The sequence below is a fragment of the Arthrobacter sp. Ha26 genome, assembly GCF_059091705.1.
In genome coordinates, this window is record NZ_JBNHGX010000001.1 from 132,858 (window position 1) to 159,514 (window position 26,657).

At 64.3% G+C, this 26,657-nt stretch carries 27 protein-coding genes; 10 read left to right on the forward strand and 17 right to left on the reverse strand.

All coding sequences use genetic code 11. The features are described 5' to 3' along the window. Positions 1-3: 3 nt before the first annotated feature. Positions 4-618 (reverse strand): RNA polymerase sigma factor SigE, encoded by a 615-nt coding sequence (sigE, locus tag AC5RVY_RS00570; RefSeq protein ID WP_493952781.1) that lies wholly within the window; start codon positions 616-618, stop codon positions 4-6. A 229-nt stretch (positions 619-847) separates the two neighbouring features. On the opposite strand from sigE, the gene AC5RVY_RS00575 reads away from it, so the two are divergent. Continuing rightward, positions 848-1,480 (forward strand): O-methyltransferase, encoded by a 633-nt coding sequence (locus tag AC5RVY_RS00575; protein ID WP_493952782.1) that lies wholly within the window; start codon positions 848-850, stop codon positions 1,478-1,480. A 47-nt stretch (positions 1,481-1,527) separates the two neighbouring features. Here the strand turns inward: AC5RVY_RS00575 and AC5RVY_RS00580 are convergent, their stop codons facing one another. The 4 genes from AC5RVY_RS00580 to AC5RVY_RS00595 form a co-directional block, all read right to left on the reverse strand. After that, positions 1,528-1,695: a DUF3117 domain-containing protein gene (locus AC5RVY_RS00580; RefSeq protein ID WP_083435355.1), complete on the reverse strand. Its 168-nt coding sequence runs from the start codon at positions 1,693-1,695 to the stop codon at positions 1,528-1,530. Positions 1,696-1,928: 233 nt separating this feature from the next. Next, positions 1,929-3,176 carry a hypothetical protein gene (locus AC5RVY_RS00585; RefSeq protein WP_493952783.1) on the reverse strand — a complete coding sequence of 416 codons (1,248 nt, stop codon included), beginning with the start codon at positions 3,174-3,176 and terminating at the stop codon, positions 1,929-1,931. After that, the gene (locus tag AC5RVY_RS00590; RefSeq protein WP_493952784.1) at positions 3,173-3,634 is read right to left on the reverse strand and encodes a DivIVA domain-containing protein; all 462 of its coding nucleotides are present in this window, start codon (positions 3,632-3,634) and stop codon (positions 3,173-3,175) included. The genes AC5RVY_RS00585 and AC5RVY_RS00590 overlap by 4 nt, the downstream gene beginning before the upstream one ends. Positions 3,635-3,665: 31 nt before the next feature. Next, positions 3,666-4,448 (reverse strand): LOG family protein, encoded by a 783-nt coding sequence (locus AC5RVY_RS00595; protein ID WP_493952785.1) that lies wholly within the window; start codon positions 4,446-4,448, stop codon positions 3,666-3,668. A gap of 104 nt (positions 4,449-4,552) precedes the next feature. On the opposite strand from AC5RVY_RS00595, the gene AC5RVY_RS00600 reads away from it, so the two are divergent. From AC5RVY_RS00600 to AC5RVY_RS00615, 4 genes are all read left to right on the forward strand, one after another. Beyond that, the gene (locus tag AC5RVY_RS00600; protein ID WP_159826779.1) at positions 4,553-5,308 is read left to right on the forward strand and encodes an amino acid ABC transporter ATP-binding protein; all 756 of its coding nucleotides are present in this window, start codon (positions 4,553-4,555) and stop codon (positions 5,306-5,308) included. A 70-nt stretch (positions 5,309-5,378) separates the two neighbouring features. Beyond that, positions 5,379-6,266 carry a glutamate ABC transporter substrate-binding protein gene (locus AC5RVY_RS00605; RefSeq protein WP_493952786.1) on the forward strand — a complete coding sequence of 296 codons (888 nt, stop codon included), beginning with the start codon at positions 5,379-5,381 and terminating at the stop codon, positions 6,264-6,266. An 83-nt stretch (positions 6,267-6,349) separates the two neighbouring features. Further along, complete coding sequence (locus AC5RVY_RS00610) at positions 6,350-7,000, forward strand: amino acid ABC transporter permease (protein ID WP_493952787.1); 651 nt, start codon at positions 6,350-6,352, stop codon at positions 6,998-7,000. Continuing rightward, positions 6,997-7,836, forward strand: a complete 840-nt coding sequence (locus AC5RVY_RS00615) for an amino acid ABC transporter permease (RefSeq protein ID WP_493952788.1) — start codon at positions 6,997-6,999, stop codon at positions 7,834-7,836. Before AC5RVY_RS00610 ends, AC5RVY_RS00615 begins: the two co-directional genes overlap by 4 nt. A gap of 79 nt (positions 7,837-7,915) precedes the next feature. On the opposite strand, the gene dapE is transcribed toward AC5RVY_RS00615, so the two are convergent. Beyond that, positions 7,916-9,052 carry a succinyl-diaminopimelate desuccinylase gene (gene dapE, locus AC5RVY_RS00620; RefSeq protein ID WP_493952789.1) on the reverse strand — a complete coding sequence of 379 codons (1,137 nt, stop codon included), beginning with the start codon at positions 9,050-9,052 and terminating at the stop codon, positions 7,916-7,918. 50 nt (positions 9,053-9,102) lie between these two features. On the opposite strand from dapE, the gene dapD reads away from it, so the two are divergent. Further along, positions 9,103-10,131, forward strand: coding sequence for a 2,3,4,5-tetrahydropyridine-2,6-dicarboxylate N-succinyltransferase (gene dapD / locus AC5RVY_RS00625; RefSeq protein ID WP_493952790.1), 1,029 nt, complete (start codon positions 9,103-9,105; stop codon positions 10,129-10,131). A 6-nt stretch (positions 10,132-10,137) separates the two neighbouring features. After that, a complete protein-coding gene (locus AC5RVY_RS00630) occupies positions 10,138-10,989 on the forward strand; it encodes a transglycosylase SLT domain-containing protein (RefSeq protein WP_493952791.1) in 852 nt (283 codons plus the stop codon). A gap of 35 nt (positions 10,990-11,024) precedes the next feature. Here the strand turns inward: AC5RVY_RS00630 and AC5RVY_RS00635 are convergent, their stop codons facing one another. Together AC5RVY_RS00635 and AC5RVY_RS00640 are read right to left on the reverse strand one after the other, a co-directional pair. After that, positions 11,025-11,636, reverse strand: coding sequence for a hypothetical protein (locus AC5RVY_RS00635; RefSeq protein ID WP_493952792.1), 612 nt, complete (start codon positions 11,634-11,636; stop codon positions 11,025-11,027). A 98-nt stretch (positions 11,637-11,734) separates the two neighbouring features. Further along, positions 11,735-12,343, reverse strand: a complete 609-nt coding sequence (locus AC5RVY_RS00640; protein WP_493952793.1) for a TetR/AcrR family transcriptional regulator — start codon at positions 12,341-12,343, stop codon at positions 11,735-11,737. Positions 12,344-12,474: 131 nt separating this feature from the next. Here AC5RVY_RS00640 and galE point away from each other — a divergent pair, with 131 nt between their 5' ends. After that, positions 12,475-13,488: a UDP-glucose 4-epimerase GalE gene (gene galE / locus AC5RVY_RS00645; protein ID WP_493952794.1), complete on the forward strand. Its 1,014-nt coding sequence runs from the start codon at positions 12,475-12,477 to the stop codon at positions 13,486-13,488. 113 nt (positions 13,489-13,601) lie between these two features. Here galE and AC5RVY_RS00650 read toward each other — a convergent pair whose 3' ends face one another. From AC5RVY_RS00650 to fdxA, 3 genes are all read right to left on the reverse strand, one after another. After that, positions 13,602-14,888 carry a citrate synthase gene (locus tag AC5RVY_RS00650; RefSeq protein WP_493952795.1) on the reverse strand — a complete coding sequence of 429 codons (1,287 nt, stop codon included), beginning with the start codon at positions 14,886-14,888 and terminating at the stop codon, positions 13,602-13,604. A 261-nt stretch (positions 14,889-15,149) separates the two neighbouring features. Beyond that, entirely contained in the window at positions 15,150-16,295 is a 1,146-nt protein-coding gene (gene dapC / locus AC5RVY_RS00655; RefSeq protein WP_493952796.1) for a succinyldiaminopimelate transaminase, read from the reverse strand. 10 nt (positions 16,296-16,305) lie between these two features. Continuing rightward, entirely contained in the window at positions 16,306-16,632 is a 327-nt protein-coding gene (fdxA, locus tag AC5RVY_RS00660; RefSeq protein WP_009356972.1) for a ferredoxin, read from the reverse strand. Positions 16,633-16,781: 149 nt separating this feature from the next. On the opposite strand from fdxA, the gene AC5RVY_RS00665 reads away from it, so the two are divergent. Next, on the forward strand, positions 16,782-17,021 hold the full coding sequence (locus AC5RVY_RS00665; protein WP_493952797.1) for a putative acetyltransferase: 240 nt from the start codon (positions 16,782-16,784) through the stop codon (positions 17,019-17,021). Between the two features lie 48 nt (positions 17,022-17,069). On the opposite strand, the gene AC5RVY_RS00670 is transcribed toward AC5RVY_RS00665, so the two are convergent. Together AC5RVY_RS00670 and typA are read right to left on the reverse strand one after the other, a co-directional pair. Next, positions 17,070-17,879, reverse strand: coding sequence for a type IV toxin-antitoxin system AbiEi family antitoxin domain-containing protein (locus AC5RVY_RS00670; protein WP_493952798.1), 810 nt, complete (start codon positions 17,877-17,879; stop codon positions 17,070-17,072). Positions 17,880-18,074: 195 nt separating this feature from the next. Next, complete coding sequence (gene typA, locus AC5RVY_RS00675) at positions 18,075-20,003, reverse strand: translational GTPase TypA (RefSeq protein WP_493952799.1); 1,929 nt, start codon at positions 20,001-20,003, stop codon at positions 18,075-18,077. A gap of 270 nt (positions 20,004-20,273) precedes the next feature. Between typA and AC5RVY_RS00680 the strand changes: the two genes are divergently transcribed. Continuing rightward, the gene (locus AC5RVY_RS00680; RefSeq protein WP_493952800.1) at positions 20,274-21,140 is read left to right on the forward strand and encodes an SGNH/GDSL hydrolase family protein; all 867 of its coding nucleotides are present in this window, start codon (positions 20,274-20,276) and stop codon (positions 21,138-21,140) included. Positions 21,141-21,216: 76 nt separating this feature from the next. Here the strand turns inward: AC5RVY_RS00680 and AC5RVY_RS00685 are convergent, their stop codons facing one another. The 4 genes from AC5RVY_RS00685 to AC5RVY_RS00700 form a co-directional block, all read right to left on the reverse strand. Beyond that, positions 21,217-22,923: a dipeptide ABC transporter ATP-binding protein gene (locus tag AC5RVY_RS00685; RefSeq protein WP_493952801.1), complete on the reverse strand. Its 1,707-nt coding sequence runs from the start codon at positions 22,921-22,923 to the stop codon at positions 21,217-21,219. Between the two features lie 11 nt (positions 22,924-22,934). Then, positions 22,935-23,879: an ABC transporter permease gene (locus tag AC5RVY_RS00690; protein WP_493952802.1), complete on the reverse strand. Its 945-nt coding sequence runs from the start codon at positions 23,877-23,879 to the stop codon at positions 22,935-22,937. Beyond that, positions 23,869-24,798 carry an ABC transporter permease gene (locus tag AC5RVY_RS00695; protein WP_493952803.1) on the reverse strand — a complete coding sequence of 310 codons (930 nt, stop codon included), beginning with the start codon at positions 24,796-24,798 and terminating at the stop codon, positions 23,869-23,871. The genes AC5RVY_RS00690 and AC5RVY_RS00695 overlap by 11 nt, the downstream gene beginning before the upstream one ends. 123 nt (positions 24,799-24,921) lie before the next feature. After that, positions 24,922-26,607, reverse strand: a complete 1,686-nt coding sequence (locus AC5RVY_RS00700) for a peptide ABC transporter substrate-binding protein (protein ID WP_493952804.1) — start codon at positions 26,605-26,607, stop codon at positions 24,922-24,924. Positions 26,608-26,657 lie beyond the last annotated feature (50 nt).

A 26,657-nucleotide genomic window follows, 5' to 3' on the forward strand; every position in this document is an offset into this window, starting at 1 on the left:
CGTTCAGAGGATGCCGGCGATGCGCGGCAGCGACAGCTTGGGCCGGGACTGCTGCGGACGCGGATCGCGGTGGGCCAGCTTCTCGCGAAGCATGGTCCGGCCCCGGTGGATCCGTGAACGGACCGTACCGAGCTTGACGCCCAGGGCCTCGGCCACTTCGTCGTAGGACAGGCCTTCAAGGTCGCACAGGACCACGGCCGCCCGGAAGTCCGGCGGGAGTTCCTCAAGCGCTGCCTGGACATCGAGGTCCAGGTTGTTCAGCTCAAAGCTTTGTTCCGGCCCGGGTTCGCGTCCGGGGATCCTCGACTCGGCGTCCTCGGCCAGGGCATCGAAGCGGATACGGGTTTTCCGGCGCGCCTGGTCCAGGAACAGGTTGGTGGTGATGCGGTGCAGCCAGCCGTCAAGGGTTCCGGGCTTGAAGTTCTCCAGCGACCGGAAGACGCGGACGAATACCTCCTGGGTAAGGTCTTCGGCGTCGAACTTGTTGCCTGTCAGGCGGTACGCCAGGCGGTAGACCTTGGCGGAGTGGTTGGTCACCACCTCTTCCCAAGTGGGACGGACCCACTCGGCCTCGGGATTATTTGCTGCAGGGACAGGTGCCACGACTGATGATGACATCGTCCACTCCCCTCGTGGAATGCTAACGCCCGGATACTGTTGACATCTCTGATTCGGCGCCGACCACCCTATGGATGAGCGGATACTCATCATTTCAAATTTGGCTGGGAATTTCCTGACTGCCGGAGGACTTCAGCCGTAGGCGCAACAGCCCGCCTTCCGGGTTGCCGGCACCGGACACAGTAGGCTGTAGAGGACACTCCCCCTCCCGCCCAGAAAGCGAATATCCATGAGCGCCGACAAGTCCAGCAGCTGGTCCTATGCAGAAGATCTGCCCGCTGAGGACGAGGTTATGCTTCGGGCCCGGGAGCGCTCCTTTGAACTTGGCGTAACCCCCATCGGGCCCGGCGTGGGAGCCGTCCTGACGGTCCTGGCCGCGGCATCCAAGGCGCAGACCGCCGTCGAAATCGGAACCGGCGCCGGCGTCTCGGGCGTCTGCCTGCTCCGCGGCCTGGGTCCGCAGGCCGTCCTCACCACCATTGATGTGGACGTCGAGCATCTCAAAGCCGCCCGTGAGGCATTCTCGGAGGCGGGAAGCCCCGCCAACCGGACCCGCACCATCTCCGGACGTGCCGGCGACGTCCTGCCGCGCCTCACTGACGGTGCCTATGACCTGGTGTTCATCGACGCTGACAAGCCGGGGCTTCCGGGGTATGTGGAGCAGGCCATCAGGCTCCTGAAGCCTGCCGGGCTGCTGATCCTCAACGATGCCCTGGACAAGGACAAGGTAGCCAACCCTGCCGGCCGCGAGGCTACCACCGTGGTGCTGCGCCAGGTGGGCAAGACCATCCGCGACGACGAGAGGCTGGCGTCAGCCATGCTCCCCACCGGTGACGGGTTGCTGGTAGCGGTCAAAAAATAGGACAGGGTCCGCAGCCTTTTCCAGCCTGCGGACCCTGTCCCGCACGATTATTCGGTGACGCCGACCAGGCATTCCCGAAGGTTGGCCGCTTCGGCAGCATTCAGTTCGACCACCAGGCGCCCGCCGCCTTCGAGCGGGACGCGCATGATCAGGCTGCGGCCCTCCTTGGTGACTTCCATTGGGCCGTCGCCGGTGCGTGGTTTCATAGCCGCCATGAGGAATTCCCCTCCATTTAGTCCCAGGACTGATCAGCCCGGGCGGGCTGTGTCCGCATGTAGATCAAGCTGCCATGACGGAGTGGATGGTCACCGCCAGGGCCGCGCGTATTCTGAATGCTTATTGTCCTTGCTTACCTTCCATTATCGCGGAATTACCCGCGCGTAGCTAATCGATGGACATTTCCGGTGGGGCACAATTCGGACCCTGACCTGCACGGAAGCCCAAAAACCTAGGGCGGATAATCACCGCCGCCGGGAAGCTGCGCCCACGCCCACAGCCACACGATCCAGACGATCTGCAACAGCAGGAACATCACCGCAACCGTCCCCCGGTAGGCCCTGGAGCGGGACAGCAGTGCAGCTCCGAGCGCCAGCGGAAAAAGCGGGAGCAGCATACGGAAAGTACTGGTCTGCGGGTGGAGGAATGCCACCAGGTAGCCCATATAGCAGGCACACCACAGGCGGAGTTCGACGCCGAGACGCACCACCGGGGGCAGGCAGAGCATCGCAGCGAACAGGGCCACGAAAACGAACGGCGCCAGGATTCCCAGCACGGGGCCGAAGAGGTCCACGCCGGTATCGAACCACGGCTTGAAGGGGACAAGGTCATCCCCGCGCCATACGGTTTCGGTCTTTGTATAGGCCTGGATATCCCCCGTGGCCGCCCATGCAGCTGCGGGCCAGGCAAGGGCTGAGGCACCGGCCACCGCAGTCAGCGTGGTGAGTGACGCAAGGTCAGCCCTGGTGTGGAACCCCGGTTCGCTGCGGCGCACACGCTGCACCAGGCGCATCAACAACAAGATCCCCAGCATGGCCGCGAAGGGAACGCCAACCGGCCGTGAAAGGCACAGCAGCACCACCACCGGGATGGCCCATAAATACTGCCGCCGGATCACCAGCAGCAGCGCCGCCGCGAGCAACAGCAATGACAGCGGTTCAGCGTAGGGCACCTGGAGCACTGCGGACACCGGGAACGTGGCGAAGAAAGCCACCGCCCACAGAGCCGTCCCAGGGGCGGCTTTCTGCCGGAACAGCACGTACGCCAGCAGGGCGGCGCCAAGGCCGGACAGCATGGCGATGATGGTCAGCGAAGCAGCGGGACTGAACCCCGACAGCCTGCTGAGCCCGCCGGCCAGGGACGGGAACAAGGGATAGAACGCCCAGGTGTTCTCCTGCACGTTGCCGGCGGCATCAACCGGAAGGGTGGCGGGGTAGCCGCCCTCGATCACCCTCGCATACCAGCGGGCGTCCCAGATGTTGATGAAGTTCCAGTAGTCGGGCTTGGGTGGGAACCAGGGGTTGGGTCCCTGGTGGAGGGCCGCGGCCATAAAAATGCCGGCGCTGACCAGCCGCGCGGCCACATAGATGGCAGACACCTGCAGCCACCATGGCCAGCCTTGGACGGCGGAACGGCAGCGGAGCAACAGGGCCTGGAGGGAGGCCCCAACTCCCGTTCCGCGGCGGGTGGCGGTACTCACGTCAGGTCCTCCCCCGAGGCCGGTTCCCTGCTGCCGGGTACGCGCACCTCCGGGCCGGCGTCCGCCCGCGGTCCAGGCTGCAGTTCCGCCTGCTTCTCCACCCGCACTTCAGGGGCAGGGGAAGGTTCGAGACGCTCAAGGGCCTCCAGCCGTGCCTTCAGCACCTCCACCTGGTGGCGGCTGGCAGCCAACTGGTCCCGCAGCTCATCGAGTACCTGGTCCACCTGGTCCATCCGGTAGCCCCGCAGGCCCAGGGAAAAGCGGATGCTGTCCACGTCCCGGGATTCGGCATTGGGCGGCAGCAGGACCGGCGGCAGGTTGGCCGGCGGCTCCTCAAAGCCGGCGTCGAGCAGGGACGGCAGCGTGCGGCCGCGTTGCTTGCCCCCGCGGCCCCCGACACTCGCCCACAGGACGGCCCCGATCAGCAGCACGGCGAGGAAGACCAGAAAAAAACTCACCCTCCCATCGTGCCAGACCTGGCGGCCGCGGCTACTCCGGGCGCTGCTCGCCGTTCAGTGAAGGGGTGATTGCCACATGGAGCACGCGGTCCACCGCTTCCGCCGGGTCATCCACCACCTGGATCAGGTCCAGGTCCTTCGCGGAGACCATGCCCTCAGCCACCAGGGTTCCCTTGATCCACTCGATCATGGGACCCCAGAAGTCCACCCCGAGCAGCACAATCGGGAAGGAAGTCACCTTGCGGGTCTGCACCAGGACCATGGCCTCGAAGAGTTCATCCAGGGTGCCCAGGCCACCGGGCAGCACGATGAATCCCTGGGCGTACTTCACGAACATCGTTTTGCGGGCAAAGAAGTACCGGAAGTTGATGCCCAGGTCCACCCACTGGTTCAGGCCCTGCTCAAATGGCAGCTCGATGCCCAGACCCACGGACACGCCATTGCCTTCAACGGTGCCGCGGTTGGCCGCTTCCATGGAGCCGGGGCCGCCTCCGGTAATCACTGCAACGCCGGCTTCGGCCAGCTTCCGGCCCACCTGGACGCCCATCTCGTAATAGGGGCTGCCGGGTTTTGTCCGGGCAGAACCGAAGACGCTCACCGCGGGACCGAGGTCGGCCAGTGCCCCGAAGCCCTCCACGAACTCGCTTTGGATCCTCATGACCCGCCACGGATCGGTGTGCACAAACTGCCCGGGCCCTTTGGTATCAAGCAGATGCTGGTCCGACATTTCCACTGCCGCCTGTTTGCGGCGAAGCTCAAGGGGCCCCTTACGGCGCGGCTGGGCGTTTTTGGCGGGATCTGCGTTGATGCTCATTCCCCTAGGCTAACCTGCCGGTGCGAGGTATCTCTTGAATCACGATCCGCAGGAACCTGGGGTGATTCCCGTCATAAGCGGCCGTTGTTCGCTAGATTCTTCCTATGACTACTCATGTGCCCGGCGATGCCCTCGTCTCCCTGAACGCCGTAAATAAGCATTACGGCCAGCTGCACGTTCTGAAGGACATCAATCTGCAGGTCCGCAAGGGCGAGGTTGTTGTGGTCATCGGGCCTTCGGGTTCCGGTAAGTCCACCTTGTGCCGCGCCATCAACCGTCTTGAAACCATCGAAGGCGGCACCATCAGCATCGATGGAAAGGTCCTTCCCGAGGAAGGCAAGGAACTCGCGCAGCTCCGCGCCGACGTCGGGATGGTCTTTCAGTCGTTCAACCTCTTCGCGCACAAGACCATCCTCGAAAACGTCACCCTGGGCCCCATCAAGGTCAAGGGTGTCGCGAAGGCGGCTGCGGACAAGGACGCCATGGCGCTCCTTGAACGCGTCGGCGTGGGACACCAGGCCCCCAAGCTGCCGGCGCAGCTGTCCGGCGGCCAGCAGCAGCGCGTTGCCATTGCCCGCGCCCTTGCCATGAAACCCAAGGTGATGCTGTTCGACGAGCCCACCTCGGCGCTGGACCCCGAAATGATCAACGAGGTCCTGGACGTTATGGTCCAGCTTGCCAAGGAGGGCATGACCATGATTGTGGTCACCCACGAAATGGGCTTCGCCCGCAAGGCCGCGGACCGCGTTGTCTTTATGGCGGACGGCCAGATCGTCGAGGACGCCACCCCCGAGGAGTTCTTCACCAATCCCAAGAGCGATCGCGCCAAGGATTTCCTCTCCAAGCTCCTCACCCACTGAATCACCTACGAACAAACACTCCCAGTTCGCACCCAGGCCGTGACCCACGGCCACCAATGAAAGGAATGTCATGAAGGCATTTTTGACCCGGCGGAAGTCATTCGTCGTGGCGGCCACCGCTGCCCTCGCCCTCTCCCTGAGCGCCTGCGGCGGAGGTGACGCCGGATCGTCCAGCAACCCCAGCCCGGTCGAGAAGCCCTCTTTCGCCGCCGGCACCACGATGGAAAAGCTCTCCACCGCCGGCACCATCAAGATCGGCACCAAGTACGACCAGCCGCTCTTCGGCCAGGTTGGCCTGGACGGCAAGCCTGTCGGCTTCGACGTTGAAATCGGCAAGCTGATCGCCGCCAAGCTGGGCATCCCGGCTGACAAGATCGAGTGGTCCGAGACCGTCTCAGCCAACCGTGAACCGTTCATCGAACAGGGCAAGGTTGACCTGGTCATCGCCACCTACACCATCAACGACAAGCGCAAGCAGGTGGTCGATTTCGCCGGCCCGTACTACGAAGCCGGCCAGGCACTGATGGTGAACAAGGACAACGACTCCATCAAGAAGCCCGAAGACGTCAAGGGCAAGAAGGTCTGCTCCGTTACGGGTTCCACCCCGGCTGCGACCATCGTGGACAAGTACGGTGCAGAGCTCGTTCCCGCCGCCACCTACTCCGCCTGCCTGGAACCGCTGCGCAACAAGCAGGTTGAAGCGGTCACCACGGACAACGTGATCCTCGCCGGCTTCGTGGACAAGGAACCGGACGCCTTCAAGCTCGCCTCGGACGAGACCTTCACCAAGGAGCCCTACGGCATCGGCCTGAAGAAGGGCGACACCGAGTTCCGGAACTGGATCAACGACCAGCTGGAGGCATTCGAGAAGGACGGCTCCTACAAGAAGGCCTGGGAAGCTACCGCAGGTTCAGTCATCAAGACTGCCCCTGATCTGCCCGAACTCAACCGTTACTAGGTAACGCCAGCGGTTGTCGGGGCCCCTCGGGGCCCCGACAACCGCCGCCTTCGCCCCGTCCACGCCCACAGCCAAAGGATCCAATGGACGTCATTCTTGAAAACCTGCCCCTGTACTGGAACGGTTTTCTCCGCACACTTTTCCTTTCCGTCGTTTCCGGGGTGATCGCGCTGGTGCTTGGCACCCTGCTTGCGGCAGCGAGAGTTTCCCCTGTTGCAGCACTCCGCGGTTTCAGCACTGTCTACGTTGAAGTTCTCCGGAACACCCCGCTGACCATCGCCTTCTTCTTCGCAGCCATTGTCCTCCCCCGGCTCGGAGTGAAGTTCGAGCAGTTCGAAGTAGCGGCAATCATTGCCCTTAGTACCTACACCGCAGCGTTCATCGCCGAAGCTGTCCGCTCAGGTGTCAACAGCGTTCCCGTGGGCCAGGCCGAAGCCGCCCGCAGTATCGGCATGAACTTCGGGCAGGTCCTGAACCTCATCATCCTCCCGCAGGCCCTGCGGACGGTGATCCCGCCGCTGATCAACATCCTGATCGCCCTGGTAAAGAACTCCTCCGTGGCTGGCGCGTTCTTCGTCCTCGAATTGTTCGGCTACGGCCGGCAGCTGGCCAACGCCAATGGTGACGCCGTGATCCCCGTCCTGCTGGGCGTTGCGTTCTTCTATCTGCTCCTCACCGTTCCGCTGGGCATCCTGGCCAGCACGGTGGAACGAAAGGTGGCGATTGCCCGATGAGCTCGGTACTCTACGATGTTCCCGGCCCCAAGGCCCGGCGCATATCCCTGATCGGTTCCATAGTCGGTTCACTGCTGATCCTGGGCCTGCTCGCCTGGATCATCATGACCCTCGCCCAGCAGGGCATTTTTGAGGGCCGGCGGTGGCAGATCTTTACCCGGGGCGACGTCTGGATGTTGCTGGGCAACGGCCTGGGCGCAACCCTCAGCGCCGCTGCCCTGGCCGCCGTGATCGCCTTCCCGCTGGGACTTGCGCTCTGCCTGCTGCGCATCTCCGATGCCGCGTTCATCCGCATTCCCACGCGGGTAGTGCTGGAATTCCTCCGCGGCATGCCCGTGGTCCTGATGATGCTGTTCGTCCTGCTGGGCTTTGGCACTTCGCCGTTCATCGCCGTCGTGACCGGCCTGGTGCTCTACAACTCGGCAGTGTTCGCCGAGATCATCCGTGCCGGCATCCAGTCGTTGCCCAAGGGCCAGCGCGAAGCGGGCCTGGCCATTGGCCTCACCAGCTTCAAGTCCCGCATGCTGATCGAACTGCCGCAGGCAATCCGGCGCATGATGCCTTCACTGGTGGCGCAGATGGTGGTGCTCCTCAAGGACACCTCGCTGGGTTACATCGTGGCGTACGGCGAGCTCCTGCGCGCCGTGCAGGTGATGGCGGACTTCCTGGGCACCCAGTTCCTGTTCCCCATCTTCTTTGTGGCGGCAGCGATCTACATCGCCATCAACATTGCCGTTTCCCGCATCGCGGTGTGGATCGAACGCCGCGGCTCCAAGAAGGCGGCAGGCGGGGTGGCCAAGGCCGAAACCGAAAAGGCCGAGGCCCCGGTTCCCTAACTGGCCGAACAGCAATGGCCCGGACCGCACCCTTTGGGGTTCAGCGGTCCGGGCCATCGCCGTTTAAAGCCCGTGAGCGTCAGCCTGCCAGCCAGTCCTGCAGCGCCTGCAAACACTTCCGGATGGCGTCCGCATCCACGTGCTCGTTGTCCTTATGCGCCAGAAGTGGATCACCGGGCCCGAAGTTCACCGCGGGGATTCCCAACTCACTGAAGCGCGCGACGTCGGTCCAACCGTATTTGGGCTTCGGCTCTGCTCCCACGGCGGCCACGAAGGAAGCGGCTGCGGGGTGCTGGAGTCCGGGGCGGGCCCCGGCCGCAGCGTCGGTGCGGACAACGTCAAACCCTTCAAGCAGTTCGCGCACCACGGCCTCGGCCTGGTCCGGCGTCTTGTCCGGGGCGAAGCGGTAATTGATCTCCACCACGCACCGGTCCGGGATAACATTGCCGGCAGTTCCACCGTTAATCCGCACCGCGTTCAGGCTTTCGCGGTAGTCCAGGCCGTCCACGTTGACGGTCAGGGGTTCGTAGGCAGCCAGCCTGGCCAGGATCGGCGCCGCCGCGTGGATGGCATTGCTGCCCATCCAGGCGCGGGCGGAATGGGCAGACTCCCCCACCGTTGTTGCTTCGAACCGGCTCGTGCCGTTGCACCCGCCCTCCACCGTGCCGTGCGTGGGTTCGAGCAGGATGGCGAAGTCGCCCTTGAGCAGGTCGCCGTGGTTGCGGACCAGCCGGCCCAGGCCGCTCTTCACGGCCTCTACTTCCTCATGGTCGTAGAAAACAAAGGTGATGTCGCGCTGGGGCGACGCCCCGCCGTCGAACATTGTGGCCGCGAGGGCGAGCTGCACGGCGACGCCGCCCTTCATGTCGGTGGCGCCCCGGCCGTACAGGACACCCTCCCCGGGAACACCGGACTCCCAGCTGGACGGAACAGTCCCCTGGGATCCCTCGGCCAGAGGCAGCGGGACGGTGTCCAGGTGTCCTGCCAGGATGACCCGTTCGGGATTGCCCAGTTCGGTGCGGGCAATGATGGCGTCGCCGTCCCGGACGATGTGCAGTTCCGGGATGGTGCGGAGGGCGGCTTCGACGACGTCGGCAAGTTCCGTTTCGTTGCCGGACACGCTGTTGATGTCCATGATGGCAGCGGTCAGGAGCGCGACGTCCTGGCGGAGGTCAAGGGGGAGGAGGGAAGATTCCGGGGCGGTTTCGGCAGTCACGAAGCCAGTCTAGTTCGGAGCAGGTCCCCGCCCGTCGATAGACTAGGGCAATGACTGAGACTGCTTCCTCCGCTGTGCCCGAAACCCAAACCGATTCCGTCGAAGAACGCTCCGCCTACGGCTTCGGAGTAGCCACCATCGCCTCCGGCAACGGTGACGCCACCGTGCTGGACGTCTGGTTCCCGGCACCGGCACTGGGCGTCGCCGCCGAACACCTGCGCTCAGCGGAAAACGCGGACGAGGCACTCACCCGCATCGCCGAATCCGGCACGGACGAGGACCGCGGGACCGAACAGAAGGTGGTTTTTGTCCAGATCAACCTGGATGAGGCACCGGCCGACACCGCTGACGCCTACCTGCGCCTGCACCTGCTCTCGCACCGCCTGGTCCGGCCCAACACCATCAACCTCGACGGCATTTTCGGCAAGCTGCCCAACGTCGTGTGGACCAACTTCGGTCCCGCAGCCGTAGAGGGCTTCGAACTGACCCGCGCCCGCCTCCGGCGCCGCGGCGCCGTGACCGTTTACGGCATCGACAAGTTCCCGCGGATGGTGGACTACGTTGTGCCCACAGGCGTCAGGATTGCCGACGCCGACCGGGTCCGCCTGGGTGCACACCTGGCCGAAGGCACCACCGTGATGCACGAAGGCTTCGTGAACTTCAACGCAGGAACCCTGGGTACCTCCATGGTGGAGGGACGGATTTCTGCCGGCGTGGTGACCGGTGACGGCAGCGATGTGGGCGGCGGCGCTTCCATCATGGGCACCCTGTCCGGCGGCGGCAAAGAGAAGATCACCATCGGTGAGCGGGTCCTGCTCGGCGCCAACTCCGGTGTAGGCATCAGCATCGGCGACGATTCAGTGGTGGAAGCCGGCCTGTACGTGACGGCGGGAACCCGTGTGCGCGTGCCGGGCCCCAAGGACGAGGTGGGCGAGGACACCACCAAGATCGTCAAGGCCGCAGAACTCTCGGGTGTGCCCAACCTGCTGTTCCGCCGGAACTCCACCAACGGCGCAGTGGAGGTCCTTCCCCGTGCCGGACAGACCGTGGAACTGAACGACGCCCTGCACGCCAACTGATCCTGCATGGCACGAAGACGCGGCCTGCGCCGCCTCCTGGTGCTGCTGCTGACGCTTGCACTCGTGGCCGGCGGCGTCTATGCGGCAGTGTTTTTTGTGCAGCGCTCCGAGACCCTTGTCTCGGAGCGCTGCACCGCCGTCGTTAATGGCCAGTCGGCTGAACTTGCACCCGACCAGGCCGTCTACGCTTCGCTCATCACTGCCGTGGCAGTCCAGCGCGGGCTTCCGCCCCGGGCCGCGACCATAGCTTTGGCCACGGCCATGCAGGAGTCCAAGCTCCGCAACATCGAGCATGGGGACCAGGCCGGCCCGGACTCGCGCGGGCTGTTCCAGCAGCGTCCTTCACAGGGCTGGGGAACCGAAGAACAGATCATGGATCCCTTCTACGCCACCAACGCCTTTTACAACGCACTGGTCAAGATCCCCGGCTACGAGTCCATGGAGATTACGGAAGCGGCGCAGCGGGTACAGCGCTCTGCCTTCCCCACCGCCTATGCCCAGCACGAGCAAATGGGACGCTTTTTTGCTTCCGGGCTCTCCGGGCAGACACCCGAAGCTGTTCAATGCACGCTCCGCGCGGCAGGTGCCGCCGGTGATCCGGCCGCCGTCTCTGACCAGCTTGTGCAGGCGTACGGCCTCCCGGGTTCGGCCGTTGACAGCCAGACGCTGGTAGTGGAAGCAAACGGAACCCAAGCGTGGTCAGTGGCCCAGTGGGCTGTAGCCAACGCCAAGACGCTGGACGTCACACGGGTAGAGGTTGCGGGGCGAAGCTGGACCCGCACCGGGCGGGACGGCTGGCAGGAATCGACGGCGCCGGATGGCCAGGTGCGGATCACAGTGTCACCGATCGACACCTGAGGCCAGGTCCTGCCCTGTCCCAGGGACGGGTAGTTCTAGACGAGGATTTCCACCACAGGCTGGACATAGCTGCGGAACAGCTCCGGCTGGCCCATCAGCTGGTGGCTCATGATGATCTTGTCCGGTTCGAGGTACCAGGCCCGTTGCTCATTCAGGGGCAGTTCGATGATGGTGAGCTTGAAATCGCGTGCATCGCGTCCCACCTCCATCAGCCGGTCGTCCACCAGTTCCTCCAGCAATTGGTCCGCACCGCTGGCAGCGCGCTCAGCTTCGAGTTCGGCGTACTCGCTCCGGCGCTCCCGCGCCCAGGTGAGCGCCGAGCCAAAGTGTGCCTGAAGTACCCGCTGCAGGGCGGGGGAATTTCCGAAGGCAGCGAACTCGGGCGGAGACAGTTCCGGCGACGTCTGCGGGTATGCCTTCAGCAACTGTTCCCACCATGCCTCCCACTCGGTCTTGAGTACGCTCAAACCGCCAACATCGGCGGTGAGGTGGGAATGGTCTGCAGGATGGATTTTGGGTGCTGCATGGGAAAGTGCCGGACGGCCCGCGCCGTCGAGTCCGGCGGCATCACGGATATACAGGGCGATCATCATGGGTCCGGAAGTGTCGGTGGTGATCTGCCACCCGGAACCTGTCTTTTGCTGCATCCGAGGTCCTTCCCTGGCGCGCTCCTGCCGAGTCTTGTGATCCGGTTTACGCCCCCGGCTATCAGTCTATTCCCCCGTGCTGCGGACGTTAACGAAATTCACCCCGCCAAACCGTCGAGGTGGCGGTCCAGGACATCGGTGCACATCCGTGCTGTCATCCAGGCCGGCTGAAGGAGTGCATGCATGCACAGGCCGTCCAGGGTGGCGAGAAGTCTCTCCGCCTCGACCACCAGCGCTTCCTCGGGTTCATCCGCCGGGACCAGCGTTGTGATCACCCGGCCCATAACGGCCGCCACCTCCCGGTGGCTGCGGTCCGCCTCCGCTGCCAGGAACGGCCTGATCCTGGCCGCGTTGCGGAACGCCATCCAGGCACAGGCCTCCACGGCCCGCTGTTCGTCCAGCGGCAAGAGTTCACCCAACAGTGTTAAAACAGCCTCCCGTCCTTCCGGACTTTCCGGCGGGTGCCCCTGCAGTTCCTTCAGCGCCCGGTCCAGGCGGGCCACGATACTGTCCACAACCGTAGCGAAGGAGAAGGTGAGCAGTTCCTCACTGCCGGCGAAGTAGTGCCGCACGGAACCGACAGCGAGCCCTGCTTCGTCAGCCACTTCCCGCAGCGAGGCCTGTTCCAGTCCGTCGACGGCGATGATCCGCCAGACCGCTTCCACCACTTCCTGCCGCCGGGCTCCGGCATGAACAATTTTAGGCACCCCTCTTATTTAGCACACCTGCGCTCAATCGCATCGCTCGCCTGGCATTGCGTCCGGGAAGCGCCGTCATTCCGGTCCGGGATCCGGGCGGCACCGGCGGGACGGGCAACAGTTGGGATAGCGTTGGGAGCATGAAAATTTTGGTTACAGGGGGTACCGGGTACATCGGTTCCCACACTGTTTTGTCCCTGCAGGAGGCCGGCCACGACGTGCTGGTAATCGACAACCTGGTCAACTCCAGCGAGGAGTCCCTCCGCCGGGTCGCCGAGCTCACGGGGAAAACAGCCCAGTTCCACCACGTGGACCTGGTGGACGAAGCCGCCGTCGAACGCGTTTTCGCAGAAAACGAAGTCGACGCCGTCATCCACTTCGCCGGGCTCAAAGCTGTGGGCGAATCAGTCCAGGAACCGCTGAAGTACTACTACAACAACCTCGTGGGTACCCTGAACCTGATCCGCGCAATGGACCGGAACGACGTCCGCTCCATTGTCTTCAGCTCCTCCGCAACCGTTTACGGCGAGCACAACCCCATCCCCTACGTGGAGAAGATGGAAATCGGCGCCAACAACCCCTACGGCCGGACCAAGGAGCAGATCGAGGACATCCTCTCGGACCTTGGCTCAGCAGACCCCCGGTGGCACATCGCCCTGCTGCGCTACTTCAACCCGGTGGGCGCCCACCCCTCGGGCCGGATCGGCGAAGACCCGCAGGGCATCCCCAACAACCTCGTCCCCTTCATCGCCCAGGTGGCCGTGGGCCGGCGGGAAAAGCTGATGGTCTTCGGCGGCGACTACGACACCCCCGACGGAACCTGCCTCCGGGACTACATCCACGTCACCGACCTCGCCGAAGGCCACCTCGCCGCGCTGAACCACATCGCGGACCGCACCGGGGTGTTCCGCTGGAATCTCGGCTCGGGTACCGGCTCTTCCGTCCTGGAAGTCCTGCACTCCTTCGAAAAAGCGGTCGGCAAACCCATCCCCTACGAAATCACGGCCCGCCGGGCCGGCGATTTGCCCGCGTTCTGGGCCGACGCCACGTCAGCCCTCGCCGACCTTAGCTGGTCCACCACTAAAACCATCGACCAGATGTGCGAGGACCACTGGCGCTGGCAAAAGAACAACCCCAACGGCTACAACTCCTAGCCCGCCAACACGAAAACGGCCGCCCACCTTCGAAAAGGTGGGCGGCCGTCGTCGTATGGCCACGCCGGCGAGGGGCCCGGACCGGGCCTTCCAGCCTTGAAAGCCGGTGGGGATCAGCGGGCGGGGTAGTCCCGCTCGGGCTCGCCGATGTAGAGCTGGCGGGGGCGGCCGATCTTGGTGTTCGGGTCGCTGATCATCTCGCGCCACTGGGCAATCCAGCCGGGGAGGCGGCCGATGGCGAAGAGCACCGTGAACATCTTCTCCGGGAAGCCCATGGCCTTGTAGATGAGGCCGGTGTAGAAGTCGACGTTCGGGTAGAGCTTGCGCTGAATGAAGTAATCATCGTTGAGCGCCTTCTCTTCCAGGCGCAGCGCGATGTCCAGCAGTTCGTCGTTGCCGCCGAGCTTGGTGAGGATCTCGTGGGCCGTGGCCTTGACGATCTTCGCCCGGGGGTCGTAGTTCTTGTAGACGCGGTGTCCGAAGCCCATGAGGCGGACTCCGTCTTCCTTGTTCTTGACCTTCTCCATGTAGTCCTCGGGCTTCGTGCCCTCGGCCTGGATCTGGCGGAGCATCTTCAGCACGGCCTCGTTGGCGCCGCCGTGGGCCGGCCCGAAGAGGGCGTTGATCCCTGCGGAGACGGATGCGAACAGGTTGGCGTTCGAAGAGCCCACCAGGCGCACGGTGGAGGTGGAGCAGTTCTGCTCGTGGTCGGCGTGCAGGATCAGGAGCAGGTCCAGTGCCTTTGCCACGATCGGGTCCACCTCGTACTGCTCAGCCGGAAGCCCGAAGCTGAGCCGCAGGAAGTTCTCCACGAGGTTGTGGGAGTTGTCCGGGTACAGCATGGGCTGGCCAATGGACTTCTTGTGGGCGTAGGCCGCAATGACCGGGAGCTTGGCCATGAGGCGGATGGTGGAAACTTCCACCTGCTCGGCGTTGAACGGATCCAGCGAGTCCTGGTAGAAGGTGGACAGCGCCGACACGGCAGAGGACAGGACAGGCATGGGGTGCGCGTCGCGCGGGAAGCCGCCGAAGAAGCCCTTGAGCTCCTCGTGCAGCAGGGTGTGCCGGCGGATCTTCTGGTCGAATTCCTCCAGCTCCGTGGGAGTGGGCAGGTTGCCGTAGATCAGCAGGTAGGACACCTCGAGGAAGCTGGAGTGCTGCGCCAGCTGTTCGATGGGGTATCCGCGGTAGCGCAGGATGCCGGCGTCACCGTCGATGTAGGTGATAGCCGAAGTTGTGGCTGCTGTGTTCATGAAGCCCGGGTCAAAGGTGACTGCGCCCGTCTGCTTCAGCAGCTTGGAAACGTCGTAGCCTTCGTTTCCTTCAACGACCTGGATGCGCGGCAGCTTGAGCTCGCCTCCCGAGTGGAGCAGGGTCGCGGCATTGTTGGTCTCAGTCATGGAGTCCCCTTCATGAGGCGTCTGGGCCTCTGTCGAAAGCTTGATCCAACATCAGGTGAGCCGCGCACGAAGCCTGAGAACACAGGTTCCAACACCCGGGCTGCCTTCTTGTAGAAAGCCACCATTGATAGTCACTTAAAAAGTACCCGCTCCTTGGCAGGTGCCACTAATCCGCGACCTCCGAAAATAGGCTAAAACGGAGCAGATGTGGCGCGAGTCACAGTATTGTTACGGCGAGCCGAGGCGACTGGCACCCACAAGCTACGGGGCAGCGAGCCGGGAGACGGCGGCGTCGATCCGTTCGTCGGTTCCGGTGAGGGCAACCCGGACGTAGCCGTTGCCGGCCTCGCCGTAGAAGACGCCCGGGCCCACCACGATGCCGCGCTCGGCGAGCCGCGCCACGGTATCCCAAGTGCTCTCCCCTGCCGTCGACCAAAGGTACAGGCCGGCGTCGGATTCCTTGATCTCCAGGCCGAAGCCCTGCAGCGCTGGAAGCAGCCGCTCACGGCGGCCCCGGTACAGGTCCTTCTGGGCCTCCACATGCGCGTCGTCGCCCAGTGCCACGCGCATGGCCTCCTGCACCGGATAGGGGACGATCATGCCCGCATGCTTGCGGCTGTTGACGAGGTTGGGCATCAGGCCAGGATCGCCGGCCACAAACGCTGCCCGGTACCCTGCCACGTTGGACTGCTTGCTCAATGAGTAGACGGCGAGCAAGCCCTGGTGGGATCCGCCGGCCACCCGGGGGTCCAGGATGCTCGGGACAGCCTGGCCGCCGCGCTGGACGTCCCAGTCGCCCCAGCCCAGCTCCGCATAGCATTCGTCCGAGGCCACAACCGCGCCCAGTTCCCGGGCCTGCTCCACAAGGGCCTTCAGGGATTCCACGCCGCGGACGCTGCCCGTGGGGTTTCCGGGGGAATTGACCCAGATCAGGCGGACACGCTCCCGTGTGGCGTCGTCGAGCTCGTCCAGGTTGTCCGTGGCCTCGGAGGTGACACCGGCGAGCGTGGCGCCGATGTCGTACGTGGGGTAGGCAACCTTGGGGCGTACGACGACGTCGCCTGGCTTCAGGCCCAGCAGCAGCGGCAGCCACGCCACGAGTTCCTTGGAACCGACCGTTGGCATGATGTTCCGGGGGTCAAGGCCGGCAACACCGCGGCGGCGTTCGAACCATCCGGCGATGGCTTCACGCAGCGCAGGTGTCCCGTGCACCGTGGGATAGCCGGGGGCGTCCGCGGCAGCCTTCAGGGCATCCCGGATCAGGGCGGGCGTGGGATCCACCGGCGTGCCGATCGAGAGATTAACGGCGCCGCCGGGGTGCTCCGAAGCCTTCGCGACATACGGCGCCATGGCCTCCCACGGGTAGTCGGGCAGGTCAAGGCCAAACGTATTCACTGCTGCGGTCACCTTTTCTGCGTCAGTGGTCTTGGTTCTGCGGCGGCAGTGCAGCGATCATGGGGTGGTCCTTGCCCGTGTTGCCGATCTTGGCGGCCCCGCCGGGTGACCCGAGGTCGTCGAAGAACTCCACGTTGGCCTTGTAGTAGTCGGCCCATTCGTCCGGGGTGTCATCCTCGTAGTAAATGGCCTCGACAGGGCATACCGGTTCGCAGGCGCCGCAGTCGACACACTCGTCCGGATGGATGTACAGCGAACGCTCACCCTCATAGATGCAGTCGACCGGGCACTCTTCAATACATGCCTTGTCCTTGACATCTACACACGGCTGCGCGATTACGTACGTCACGTCCCTGGCCTCTCCACGTTGGGTCCGGCGTCCCGCCGGTCTTGCGTCCGGCAACCCTGGCCGGACTCTGACAACTGAGCCTATTATCTCCCAGCCCGTTACCGCGAACCTAGCCGGGGGCTTAGTGTGAAGCCACTTAGTATGAAGTAGTGAGTCTGCCTCCCCCCACCCCTGCCGGATTCCTCTCCGCCGCCACCGCCGGAACGCGGGTGGTGGTGCGGTACCGCATCGAGGGCGGCCTCACTGACGCGCTGGGGTACCTGGTGACGTGCGACGGCGGTGCGTGCACCGTCCGCACCCGGCAAGCCGACGTCGTCATTCCCCTTGAGCGGGTGGTGGCAGCCAAGGAGGTTCCTCCGGCGCCCGAGCGGCGCCAGCCGCGCGCCTAAGCCCGGCCTCACTGAGCAGAGACTGCCCCTGCGGGGCGAACGGGGGTTTCACTGCGCACGGCGATACGTGGCAAGGGCCAGGTGCACCATTTTTACGAATTCCTGCGGCTCGCCGAGCAGCATTTCGAAGGTCACCCGGAGAGTTGGTACGCCCCGGACAACGGTAATGTTCCACCGCCGCCTGTCCTCCCGGTACGCTCGCCGATTGCTGTGATGCGCGTAGCCGTCCGCCTCAACGCCGAGCAAGCCGTCAACAAGGAGGTCCAGATGGCCCATCCCGGGAATGTTCACCTGCAGTTCGACTGTGAGCCCGGCCTCTTCGAGCAGGTAGCGGGCCATGGTCTCGATGATCGATCCGGATTGGGGCCGGATTCGTGCCACAAGTTCACGAACGCTCTTTTCCCGCGCCGAGGAAAACCGTTCCCGCAGTTCCGGAAGCTGAACCAGCCCCTTTTTAACCGCAGATTCCGCGATGGTCAGCCCTTCGAGCGGTGCCAAACAGCGGAGTGCCTGGCACACCATGTCCAGGGCGGTCAACGGAACCTGGCTTCGATGGACCACGCAGCCGCTGACTGGCCGGCCATGCCGTGCGGCCAGGTGCGGCGCCTCCGGATTCCTGACCAACCACAGCCCCGCTGCCAAGGCCGCCGTGACGCAGCCGGGCACCGCATGATGGCGCCCGGCGTGGATAAGCAAGGGATCGGCGTCGGGCAGGGCGTAGACGCCGCGCGCCACCCTGTGCACAGTGCCGTCGAGAACACCGGTTTCGATGGCCCGGCGGGAGACACCCGCTTGCCTCAGAGATTCTGACCCTGCAACTCCGCCCATGACCGTCAGTGCTTCCGTGATGCTTCGCATGAATGCATCCTGGCTGCTACCACGAGCTGCCACAGGAGCCTGGAGCGGGTATGTGGAAAACGGCCCGCGCCGCAACAGCGGAGTTCCGTGCGCAGGGACTGTCCCTGCGCACCCTGCCCGGGTTTCACTGCGCAGGACGGAACGAAGAATGCCACCGGCACGGGGCCGGTGGCATTCTTGGAAACTACGGTGTGGCTAGGCCTTGGCGCGGGCCCGGGTGGCCTTTGCGCGCTCGTTGGTGTCCAGGATGACCTTGCGGATGCGGATAGCTTCCGGGGTCACCTCGACGCACTCGTCCTCGCGGGCGAATTCCAGCGACTCTTCGAGGGTGAGGTCGCGCGGCGGCGTCAGGTTCTCAAAGGTGTCCGAGGAAGCAGCACGCATATTGGTGAGCTTCTTTTCCTTGGTGATGTTGACGTCCATGTCATCGGCGCGGGAGTTCTCGCCGACGATCATGCCCTCGTACACCTCGGAGGTGGGCTTGACGAAGAAGGAGCCGCGTTCCTGCAGGTTGATCATGGCGAACGGAGTCACCACGCCGGCGCGGTCAGCAACCATGGAGCCGTTGGTACGGTACTCGATGGGGCCGGCCCACGGCTCGTAGCCCTCGGAGATGGAGGCTGCGATGCCGGCGCCACGGGTGTCCGTGAGGAACTTGGTGCGGAAGCCGATCAGTCCGCGGGCCGGAACGATGAATTCCATCCGGCACCAACCGGTGCCGTGGTTGGCCATGTTGGTCATGCGGCCCTTGCGGGCTGCCATCAGCTGGGTCACGGCGCCGAGGTATTCCTCGGGGACGTCAATGGTCATGTGCTCCATCGGCTCGTGGATCTTGCCGTCGATGGTCTTGGTGACAACCTGCGGCTTGCCCACGGTCAGCTCGAAGCCTTCGCGGCGCATCTGCTCCACCAGGATGGCCAGGGCGAGCTCGCCGCGGCCCTGGACTTCCCAGGCATCCGGGCGCTCGGTGGGGAGCACCTTGATGGAGACGTTACCGATAAGTTCCTTGTCCAGGCGGTCCTTCACCTGGCGGGCGGTGACCTTGGCACCCTTGACCTTGCCGGCCAGCGGGGAGGTGTTGATACCGATGGTCATGGAGATCGCGGGATCATCCACGGTGATCAGCGGCAGCGGCTGCGGGTTCTCGACGTCCGTGAGGGTTTCACCGATGGTGATGTCCTCGATACCGGCGACGGCGACGATCTCGCCGGGGCCGGCGGAATCAGCCGGAACACGGTCCAGGGCCTTGGTGGCGAGGAGTTCGGTGATCTTCACGGTCTTGAGCTCTCCGTTGGCACGGGCCCAGGCTACCTGCTGGCCCTTGCGCAGGGTGCCGTTGTAGATGCGCAGCAGGGCGAGGCGGCCCAGGAACGGGGAGGCGTCAAGGTTGGTGACGTGCGCCTGCAGGACACCTTCCGGGTTGTAAGTGGGAGCCGGGATGTGCTCAATGATCGTCTTGAACAGCGGTTCCAGGTCCTCGTTATCGGGAGCGGACCCGTTGGCCGGCTGCTCCAGCGAGGCGCGGCCAACCTTGGCTGCGGCGTAGACGACGGGTACTTCGAGGACCTTGTCCAGGTCCAGGTCCGGCACTTCATCGGCAAGGTCGGATGCCAGGCCCAGGAGCAGGTCCATGGACTCGTGCACCACTTCGTCTATGCGGGCGTCGGGGCGGTCGGTCTTGTTGACCAGGAGGATGACCGGCAGGTGCGCGGCGAGGGCCTTGCGCAGCACAAAGCGGGTCTGCGGCAGCGGACCTTCGGAAGAGTCGACGAGCAGCACAACGCCGTCAACCATGGACAGGCCGCGCTCCACCTCGCCTCCGAAGTCGGCGTGGCCGGGGGTGTCGATGACGTTGATGGTGATGGTCTCGCCGTTGGAGGACGGACCGTTGTAGGCCACGGTGGTGTTCTTGGCCAGGATGGTGATGCCCTTTTCGCGCTCCAGGTCACCGGAGTCCATCACGCGGTCTTCGAGGTGGTTGTGCTCGGCAAAGGAGTTGGTCTGCTTGAGCATGGCGTCGACCAGGGTGGTCTTGCCGTGGTCAACGTGGGCCACAATCGCGACGTTGCGGAGGTCACTGCGTGATGCAGTGGCTACCGCGGTGTTGGTGGTGGTTTCAGACATGCGTAATGGCTCGATTCAGTGGTGAAAGTCAGCTGTTGTATCGCGACATTTCCAACTGGAACGCACGACGGACAAGGCCCTTAGCACAGGGCACCTTCCCCCAGTCTACCGGCAGTGGCATTTATTGGCCTAAATTTTTGGCAGGCCGCAGGTCAGCCGGCCGCCCTGGACCGACGCCGCGGGCAAGATTAGTGAGCAAAATCACTGGCCAATCGAGCATCGATGCCACATGATTGCTCTGACACTTCACGCAAGCCCGAAAGACACCCCATGCGAAAAGCCCTGGCCCGGACCCGCGTTGCCGCCGCCGGAGCCGCCGCCCTTATCGCGGTGTCCAGCCTTATTGGTTTGTCCGGCTGTGCGATTCCGTTCCCGTCCAGTGCCGTCCCCCAGGCGCAGGGTGCCGCCGCCGCAGGCCAACCCGGGGCGGCCGCTGTCACTCCGGCCACGGCCGGTTCCCGCGTCCTGAATCCCGTGAATGGACGGCTCGAGGCAGTAGTTCCGGACATCAGCAGGACCGCCCTCCTGATCGGTGACTCGCAGTCAGAACCTTCAGATGGCTGGCCCCGCCAGGGCCTGATGGCCGCGGGGTACAAGGTCTTCTACTGCGGGCGCGGCGGCACCGGATTCGTGGCCGGCAACGGAACAACGGGCAATTACATCGATGCGCTCCTGCGGGGTGACTGGCTCCTGCCGTCCGGCACCCCGGCGCTCATCGTTATCCAGGGCGGCGGCAATGACGCCGGCAGCGGTGCATCGGACAGCCGGATCAGCAGCAATGCGGAGCGCCTGATTGCTGAGCTCGAGGACCGCTATCCGGGCACCCGGATGGCGATGATCGGGACCCTGGCCCGCGGCGAAGGCAACGGAGGCGGCCGCCGCACGGAAGTGGATGCGCTGCTGGGCTCGGTGGCAGCCGCGCACAACCTGGCTTTTGTTTCGGTGGGCGACTGGCTCACGCGGTACGGCCTGGCCAAGGACCTGGCCGACAAAGTACACATGAATCCCAACGGCCGCCGCACCCTCGGGACGCTGCTCGAACGGCGGCTCCGTGAGCTGGGCTTGGAGCGGAAGCCGGCGACGGGCCAGCCACCGGCACTGGCGGCAGGCGGCCCCACGGATTCGTTCCAGGACTGACAGGTTTCAGTGTTAAACCGGTTGGGGCCGGAGCCACCAGGCTCCGGCCCCAACCGGTTTACGTGACGAGGGACGGCTAAGCCACTTCCGGCGGAAGCATCAGCTTGGCCCCCGGGATGGCATTGAGCAGCGCCTTCGTGTACTCCTGCTGGGGCGATTCGAAGACGTCGTCCGTGGATCCGGTCTCCACCAGGCGTCCCTTCTCCATCACACAGACGTGGTCGGCGATCTGCCGCACCACAGCAAGGTCGTGGGTGATAAAGAGGTAGGTCAGCCCCAGGTTGGACTGAAGGTCAGCCAGCAGGTTCAACACCTGCGCCTGTACCAGCACGTCCAGGGCGGATACGGCTTCGTCGCAGATGATGACTTCCGGATCCAGAGCCAGCGCACGGGCAATAGCGACGCGCTGCCGCTGGCCGCCCGAGAGCTCGTTCGGGTACCGCTGCATGGCGGATTGCGGCAGCGCCACGTGGTCCAGCAGTTCGCGGACTTTCTTCTCGCGGCTTTCCTTGTTGCCGATCTTGTGGACCCGCAACGGCTCCTCGATGGTCCGGAAGATGTTGTACATCGGATCCAGCGAACCGTAAGGATCCTGGAAGATGGGCTGCACGCGGCGTCGGAACTTGAACAGGTCCGAAGGCTTAAGGAGGGACGTGTCCACGCCGTCGAACAGGATCCTGCCTTCGGTGGGCTTCTCCAACTGGAGCACCATCTTGGCCACCGTGGATTTACCGGAACCGGACTCCCCCACGATTGCCGTGGTGGTTCCCCTCCGGACGTCGAAGCTGACGCCGTCCACCGCCGCGAAGTCCGACGACTTCCCCAGGCCCTGGCGGAGCTTGTAGACCTTCCGCAGGTCCTGGATCTGCAGGACGTTGTCTGCCGCCGCCGGTTCGGCCGCCGGGGCCAGCAGGTCCGAGGCTTCCACGCCCTGTTCCTTGGCAGCCTGGATGCGGCGGCTGGCCAGGGACGGTGCGGATTCCACGAGCCTCCTTGTGTAGGGGTGCTGCGGGTTCTGCAGCAGTTCCAGGGAAGGCCCCGCCTCCACTACGCGGCCCTGGTACATCACCACAACCTTGTCGGCCCGTTCGGCTGCCAGCCCCAGGTCGTGGGTGATGAGCAGGACCGACGTGCCCAGTTCGGTGGTCATGGTGTCCAGGTGGTCCAGGATCTGCCGCTGCACGGTCACATCGAGGGCGGACGTCGGCTCGTCCGCGATCAGCAGCCGCGGCTGGCAGGAGAGCCCGATGGCGATCAAGGCCCGCTGCCGCATACCGCCGGAGAACTCGTGCGGGTACTGGTTGGCCCGCCGGTGCGCGTCCGGGAGGCCGGCCTCGGAGAGTACCTTAGCAACGTCATCCGGACCGCTGGGCCGTCCATTGGCACGCAGCGTTTCACGGACTTGGTAGCCAATCTTCCACACCGGGTTCAGGTTGGACATCGGGTCCTGCGGGACCATGCCGATCGTGTTGCCGCGCAGTTCGATCATGCGCTTTTCGGGCGCGTGCGCGATGTCTTCGCCGTCGAGCAGGATCTGCCCCCCGGAGACGCGGCCATTGGATGGAAGGAGGCCGATGGCAGCCAGCGCGGTGGTGGACTTACCCGAGCCGGACTCCCCCACGATTGCGACGGTTTCACCGGGCATGATGGTCAGGTGCGCGTCACGGACCGCCTGTACCTCCCCGCCGCTTGTCCTGAACGTGATGGCGAGGTCGCGAATCTCCAGCAGCGGCCTGACCCCTGTGGTGCCGGCCTCCGCGATGCGTATTTCCGGAGTTGTCATCTCTTTTTCTCTCATCGCTGGCGGCTCTTCGGATCAAGGGCGTCACGTACGGCGTCGCCGAGCATAATGAAGCTCAGGACCGTGATGGACAGTGCCGCGGCCGGGAACAGCATGATTTCCGGCCTCGTTCGGATGGATGCCTGTGCTCCCGCAATGTCGTTGCCCCAGGACATGATGCTCTGCGGCAGGCCGATGCCCAGGAAGGACAACGTCGCTTCGGCAACGATGAAGACACCCAGTTCCAGGGTGGCCAGGACAATGATGGGAGCGAGGGCGTTCGGCAGCACGTGCCGGACCAGTGCGCGGAACCTGGAGACGCCCAGCGCCCGGGCGGCCGTAACGAAGTCTGAATTGCGCACTTCGATGACGGCACCGCGGGTGATGCGGGCCATCTGCGGCCAGGCCAGGAGCGAGATCACAAAAACCACGGTCCATACGCTCTTGTTCTCCCGGAACAAGGGCAGCTGGGTGATGACCAGGGCGCCAAGGATCAGCGGCAGGGCGAAGAAGATATCGCCCAGCCGGGCCAGCACGGCGTCGATCCAGCCACCGTAGTAGCCGGCGAGGGCGCCCAGGGTCACACCGATGATCAGGACGCACAGCACGGACAGTATGCCCACGGACAGTGAGGCCTGCGTGCCGTGGATGACACGGGAGTAGACGTCGCAGCCCTGGAAGGTAAACCCGAAGGGGTGCCCGGCCGTGGGGCCGCCTTCCGAATTGGCCAGTTCACAGCCCTCGTTGGGAGCAACGGAGGTAAACAGGCCGGGGAACAGCGCCACCACTGTCAGTGCCAGGATCAGCAGCGCAGAAATAATGAACAACGGACGACGGCGGAGCTTGCGCCAGGCGTCCGACCACAGGCTGAGCGGTGCCTGGTCCGTCTTCACGGCATCCGTTGCCAACAGCGGGGTTTCCTCGATGGGCGCCACAAAGTGGCTGTTATTACTGGTCATAGCGGATCCTCGGGTCAAGCCAGGCATACAGGAGATCAACAAGCAGGTTGGCCACCACGAACACCAGCACCAGCACGCTGACGATGGAAACGATGGTGGGTCCTTCGCTGCGGAGGACTGCCTGGTACAGCTTGTTGCCCACGCCCGGAACGTTGAAGATGCCTTCAGTGACAATGGCGCCGCCCATGAGGCCGCCCAGGTTGGCACCGAGGTAGGTCACCACGGGGATCAGCGAGTTTCGCAGGATGTGCGCCAGAACCACCCGGGGCCGTGAGAGGCCCTTGGCGGTGGCGGTCCGGACGTAGTCGGCGTTCATGTTTTCGCTGACGGACGTGCGGGTCAGGCGGAGCACGTAGGCGAAGGAGACCAGGCCCAGCACCACAGCCGGCAGCAGCAGGCTGCCCCAGTCGGCATTGGCACCTACAGTCGGTTTCGCCCACCCCAGCTGCACGCCGAAGACGAGCTGGAAGACGAATCCGAGGACGAACGTGGGAACGGCGATGACCACCAGGGAGGCCACGAGGACCGTGGAGTCGAACCAGCCGCCGCGGCGGAGGCCGGCAAAAACACCGAAGGCTACGCCGAACACGGCCTGGATGGCGAGTGCTTCGACGGCAAGCATGGCGGTGACGGGGAAGACGCGGCCCAGGCTGGCCGCGATGGGCTGGCCGGTGAAGTCGTTGCCCAGGTTAAAGGTGAAGAGATTCTTCAGGAAGATTCCGTACTGGACCCAGAACGGTTCGTCCAGATGGTACTGGCTGCGCAGTGTATCGATGACTGCCTGCGGGGGCTGGCGGTCGCCGAAAAGGGCGGCGATGGGGTCGCCCGGCAGGGCGAACACCATGTAATAGACCAGAAGTGTGGTGCCAAGGAAAACCGGGATCACTTGAAGGAGCCGGCGCAGGATAAAGCGGACCACCGGATCACCAGCCTTCCGGATGCGAAGTAAACAGGTTCATTGCTGCCTTCCTGCCGTTGCAAGCCAATGGGGGCCCGGCCGTAACCGGACCCCCATGTGCCTGGCGGCAAGTTAGATCTGGGACTACTTTGCCGTGATATCGAAGTAGCGGATGCCGCCGTTCCAGCCGGTCTCGGCCTTCACAACGTTATTGCTCCACACGATTGCACGTGCCTGGTCCCAAAGCGGCAGGCCGGGAAGATCCTCGAAGAGGATTTCCTGTGCCTGGTTGAACTTCGCGTTTGCCTCGTCCGTGGACTTGGCGGCGAGGCCTTCCTTGAGCAGCTTGTCGAACTCGGGGTTCGAGTACTTCTCGTAGTTCGAGGAAGCGTTCGTGGCCCAGACCGGTCCGAGGAAGTTGTACAGGGACGGGTAGTCACCCTGCCAGCCCGCACGGGTCAGTCCGGGGAGGGACTGGGACTTGCGCAGGTTCAGGACTTCGGCGAACTTGGCGAAGGGCTGGATTTCAGCCTGGATGCCGAGGTTGTTCTTGAAGCCGTTGGCTACGGCGTCAATCCATTCCTTGTTGCCGCCATCGGTGTTCGAGGCGATCTGGAGGGGCTTGGAGTTGTCGTACGGCTGGATCTTCTCAGCCTGTGCCCACAGGTCCTTGGCCTTGGCGGCGTCGAACTTGAGGACCTCGCTGCCCTTGATGCCTTCCTCAAAGCCCTCAATCACCGGCGGGACGAAAGCCTTCGCCGGGGTGCGGGTTCCGTTGAAGATGACCTTGCAGATTTCCTCGCGGTTGATGGCGTAGGACAGTGCCTGGCGGCGGAGCTTGCCCGCTTCACCCTGGAAGTTCGGGTTGTAGCCCGGAATGTTCAAGGTGGAGTTGGTGGCTGTGGCCTTGGTGGCGTTGCGTTCCGGGAAGTCCGAGACGTAAGTCTTCAGCGCGTTCGACGGCAGGACGTCGGTGACGTCCAGGTTGTCGGACTGCAGGTCCGTGTAAGCCGGGCCCGGATCGGTGTAGAACTTGAAGGTCACGCCGCCGTTCTTGGCTGCGCGCGGTCCGCTGTAGTCAGCGTTCTTCACCAGGGAGATGGACTGGTCATGGACCCAGGCGCCGTCTTTTTCGAACTTGTACGGGCCGTTGCCCACCGGGTTTTCACCGAAGGTCTTCGGGTCCTTCAGCGCCGCTGAAGGAAGCGGGAAAAAGGCGGAGTAGCCAAGGCGCAGGGACCAGTCAGCCTCGGGCTGGGCCAGCTTGACCGTGATGGTGGAATCATCGGTAGCGGTCAGCCCGGACATGGTTTCTGCCGTAGGCGCCGGAGTGCTGGTGGTCTTGCCGTCAGCGGACTTCTCCGTGGTAACCGCGGAAACTTCTTCGTAGCCGGCGATGGATTCGAAGAAGAATCCGTTGTTCTGCAGGTTCTTCGAGTTAGCCGCGAAGTTCCAGGAATCGACAAACGTCTTGGCGGTGATCTCTTCGCCGTTGGTGAATTTGGCGCCCTGCTTGACCTTGATGGTCCAGTTCTGGGCGTCTGCAGACTCAATGGATTCTGCCAGTGCGTTGACGGGCTTGCCGTCGGCGTCGTAGGTCCGCAGGCCTTCGAAGAGGAGCTCGACCACACGGCCGCCATAGACTTCGTTGGTGTTTGCCGGCAGCAACGGGTTTTGTGGTTCGTTGCTGTAGGCGGTGATGACCTTGTTCGGGTCGCCGGCAGATTCGCTGGCACCGTCATTGCTGCCGCCTCCAGCGCCGCAGCCGGTCAGGGCAAGCGCGGCGATTGCCACCATGCCCAGTGCTTTGGAAGTGCGCGTAAAACGCATTCCGCCTCCTATGAGTTGTGGGAGAAATGAGGGGAATCTTTGTGCTTCCC

Excerpts from the sequence above, each read along its gene's own strand:
- sigE (WP_493952781.1), bottom strand. The coding sequence starts at position 618 with ATGTCATCATCAGTCGTGGCACCTGTCCCTGCAGCAAATAATCCCGAG.
- AC5RVY_RS00610 (WP_493952787.1), top strand. The coding sequence starts at position 6,350 with ATGGACGTCATTCTTGAAAACCTGCCCCTGTACTGGAACGGTTTTCTC.
- AC5RVY_RS00690 (WP_493952802.1), bottom strand. The coding sequence starts at position 23,879 with ATGACCAGTAATAACAGCCACTTTGTGGCGCCCATCGAGGAAACCCCG.
- AC5RVY_RS00700 (WP_493952804.1), bottom strand. The coding sequence starts at position 26,607 with ATGCGTTTTACGCGCACTTCCAAAGCACTGGGCATGGTGGCAATCGCC.
- AC5RVY_RS00685 (WP_493952801.1), bottom strand. The coding sequence starts at position 22,923 with ATGACAACTCCGGAAATACGCATCGCGGAGGCCGGCACCACAGGGGTC.
- AC5RVY_RS00575 (WP_493952782.1), top strand. The coding sequence starts at position 848 with ATGAGCGCCGACAAGTCCAGCAGCTGGTCCTATGCAGAAGATCTGCCC.
- AC5RVY_RS00670 (WP_493952798.1), bottom strand. The coding sequence starts at position 17,879 with ATGCGAAGCATCACGGAAGCACTGACGGTCATGGGCGGAGTTGCAGGG.
- dapD (WP_493952790.1), top strand. The coding sequence starts at position 9,103 with ATGACTGAGACTGCTTCCTCCGCTGTGCCCGAAACCCAAACCGATTCC.
- AC5RVY_RS00580 (WP_083435355.1), bottom strand. The coding sequence starts at position 1,695 with ATGGCGGCTATGAAACCACGCACCGGCGACGGCCCAATGGAAGTCACC.
- AC5RVY_RS00680 (WP_493952800.1), top strand. The coding sequence starts at position 20,274 with ATGCGAAAAGCCCTGGCCCGGACCCGCGTTGCCGCCGCCGGAGCCGCC.
- AC5RVY_RS00600 (WP_159826779.1), top strand. The coding sequence starts at position 4,553 with ATGACTACTCATGTGCCCGGCGATGCCCTCGTCTCCCTGAACGCCGTA.
- AC5RVY_RS00615 (WP_493952788.1), top strand. The coding sequence starts at position 6,997 with ATGAGCTCGGTACTCTACGATGTTCCCGGCCCCAAGGCCCGGCGCATA.
- galE (WP_493952794.1), top strand. The coding sequence starts at position 12,475 with ATGAAAATTTTGGTTACAGGGGGTACCGGGTACATCGGTTCCCACACT.
- typA (WP_493952799.1), bottom strand. The coding sequence starts at position 20,003 with ATGTCTGAAACCACCACCAACACCGCGGTAGCCACTGCATCACGCAGT.
- AC5RVY_RS00595 (WP_493952785.1), bottom strand. The coding sequence starts at position 4,448 with ATGAGCATCAACGCAGATCCCGCCAAAAACGCCCAGCCGCGCCGTAAG.
- AC5RVY_RS00635 (WP_493952792.1), bottom strand. The coding sequence starts at position 11,636 with ATGCAGCAAAAGACAGGTTCCGGGTGGCAGATCACCACCGACACTTCC.
- AC5RVY_RS00605 (WP_493952786.1), top strand. The coding sequence starts at position 5,379 with ATGAAGGCATTTTTGACCCGGCGGAAGTCATTCGTCGTGGCGGCCACC.
- AC5RVY_RS00650 (WP_493952795.1), bottom strand. The coding sequence starts at position 14,888 with ATGACTGAGACCAACAATGCCGCGACCCTGCTCCACTCGGGAGGCGAG.
- AC5RVY_RS00630 (WP_493952791.1), top strand. The coding sequence starts at position 10,138 with ATGGCACGAAGACGCGGCCTGCGCCGCCTCCTGGTGCTGCTGCTGACG.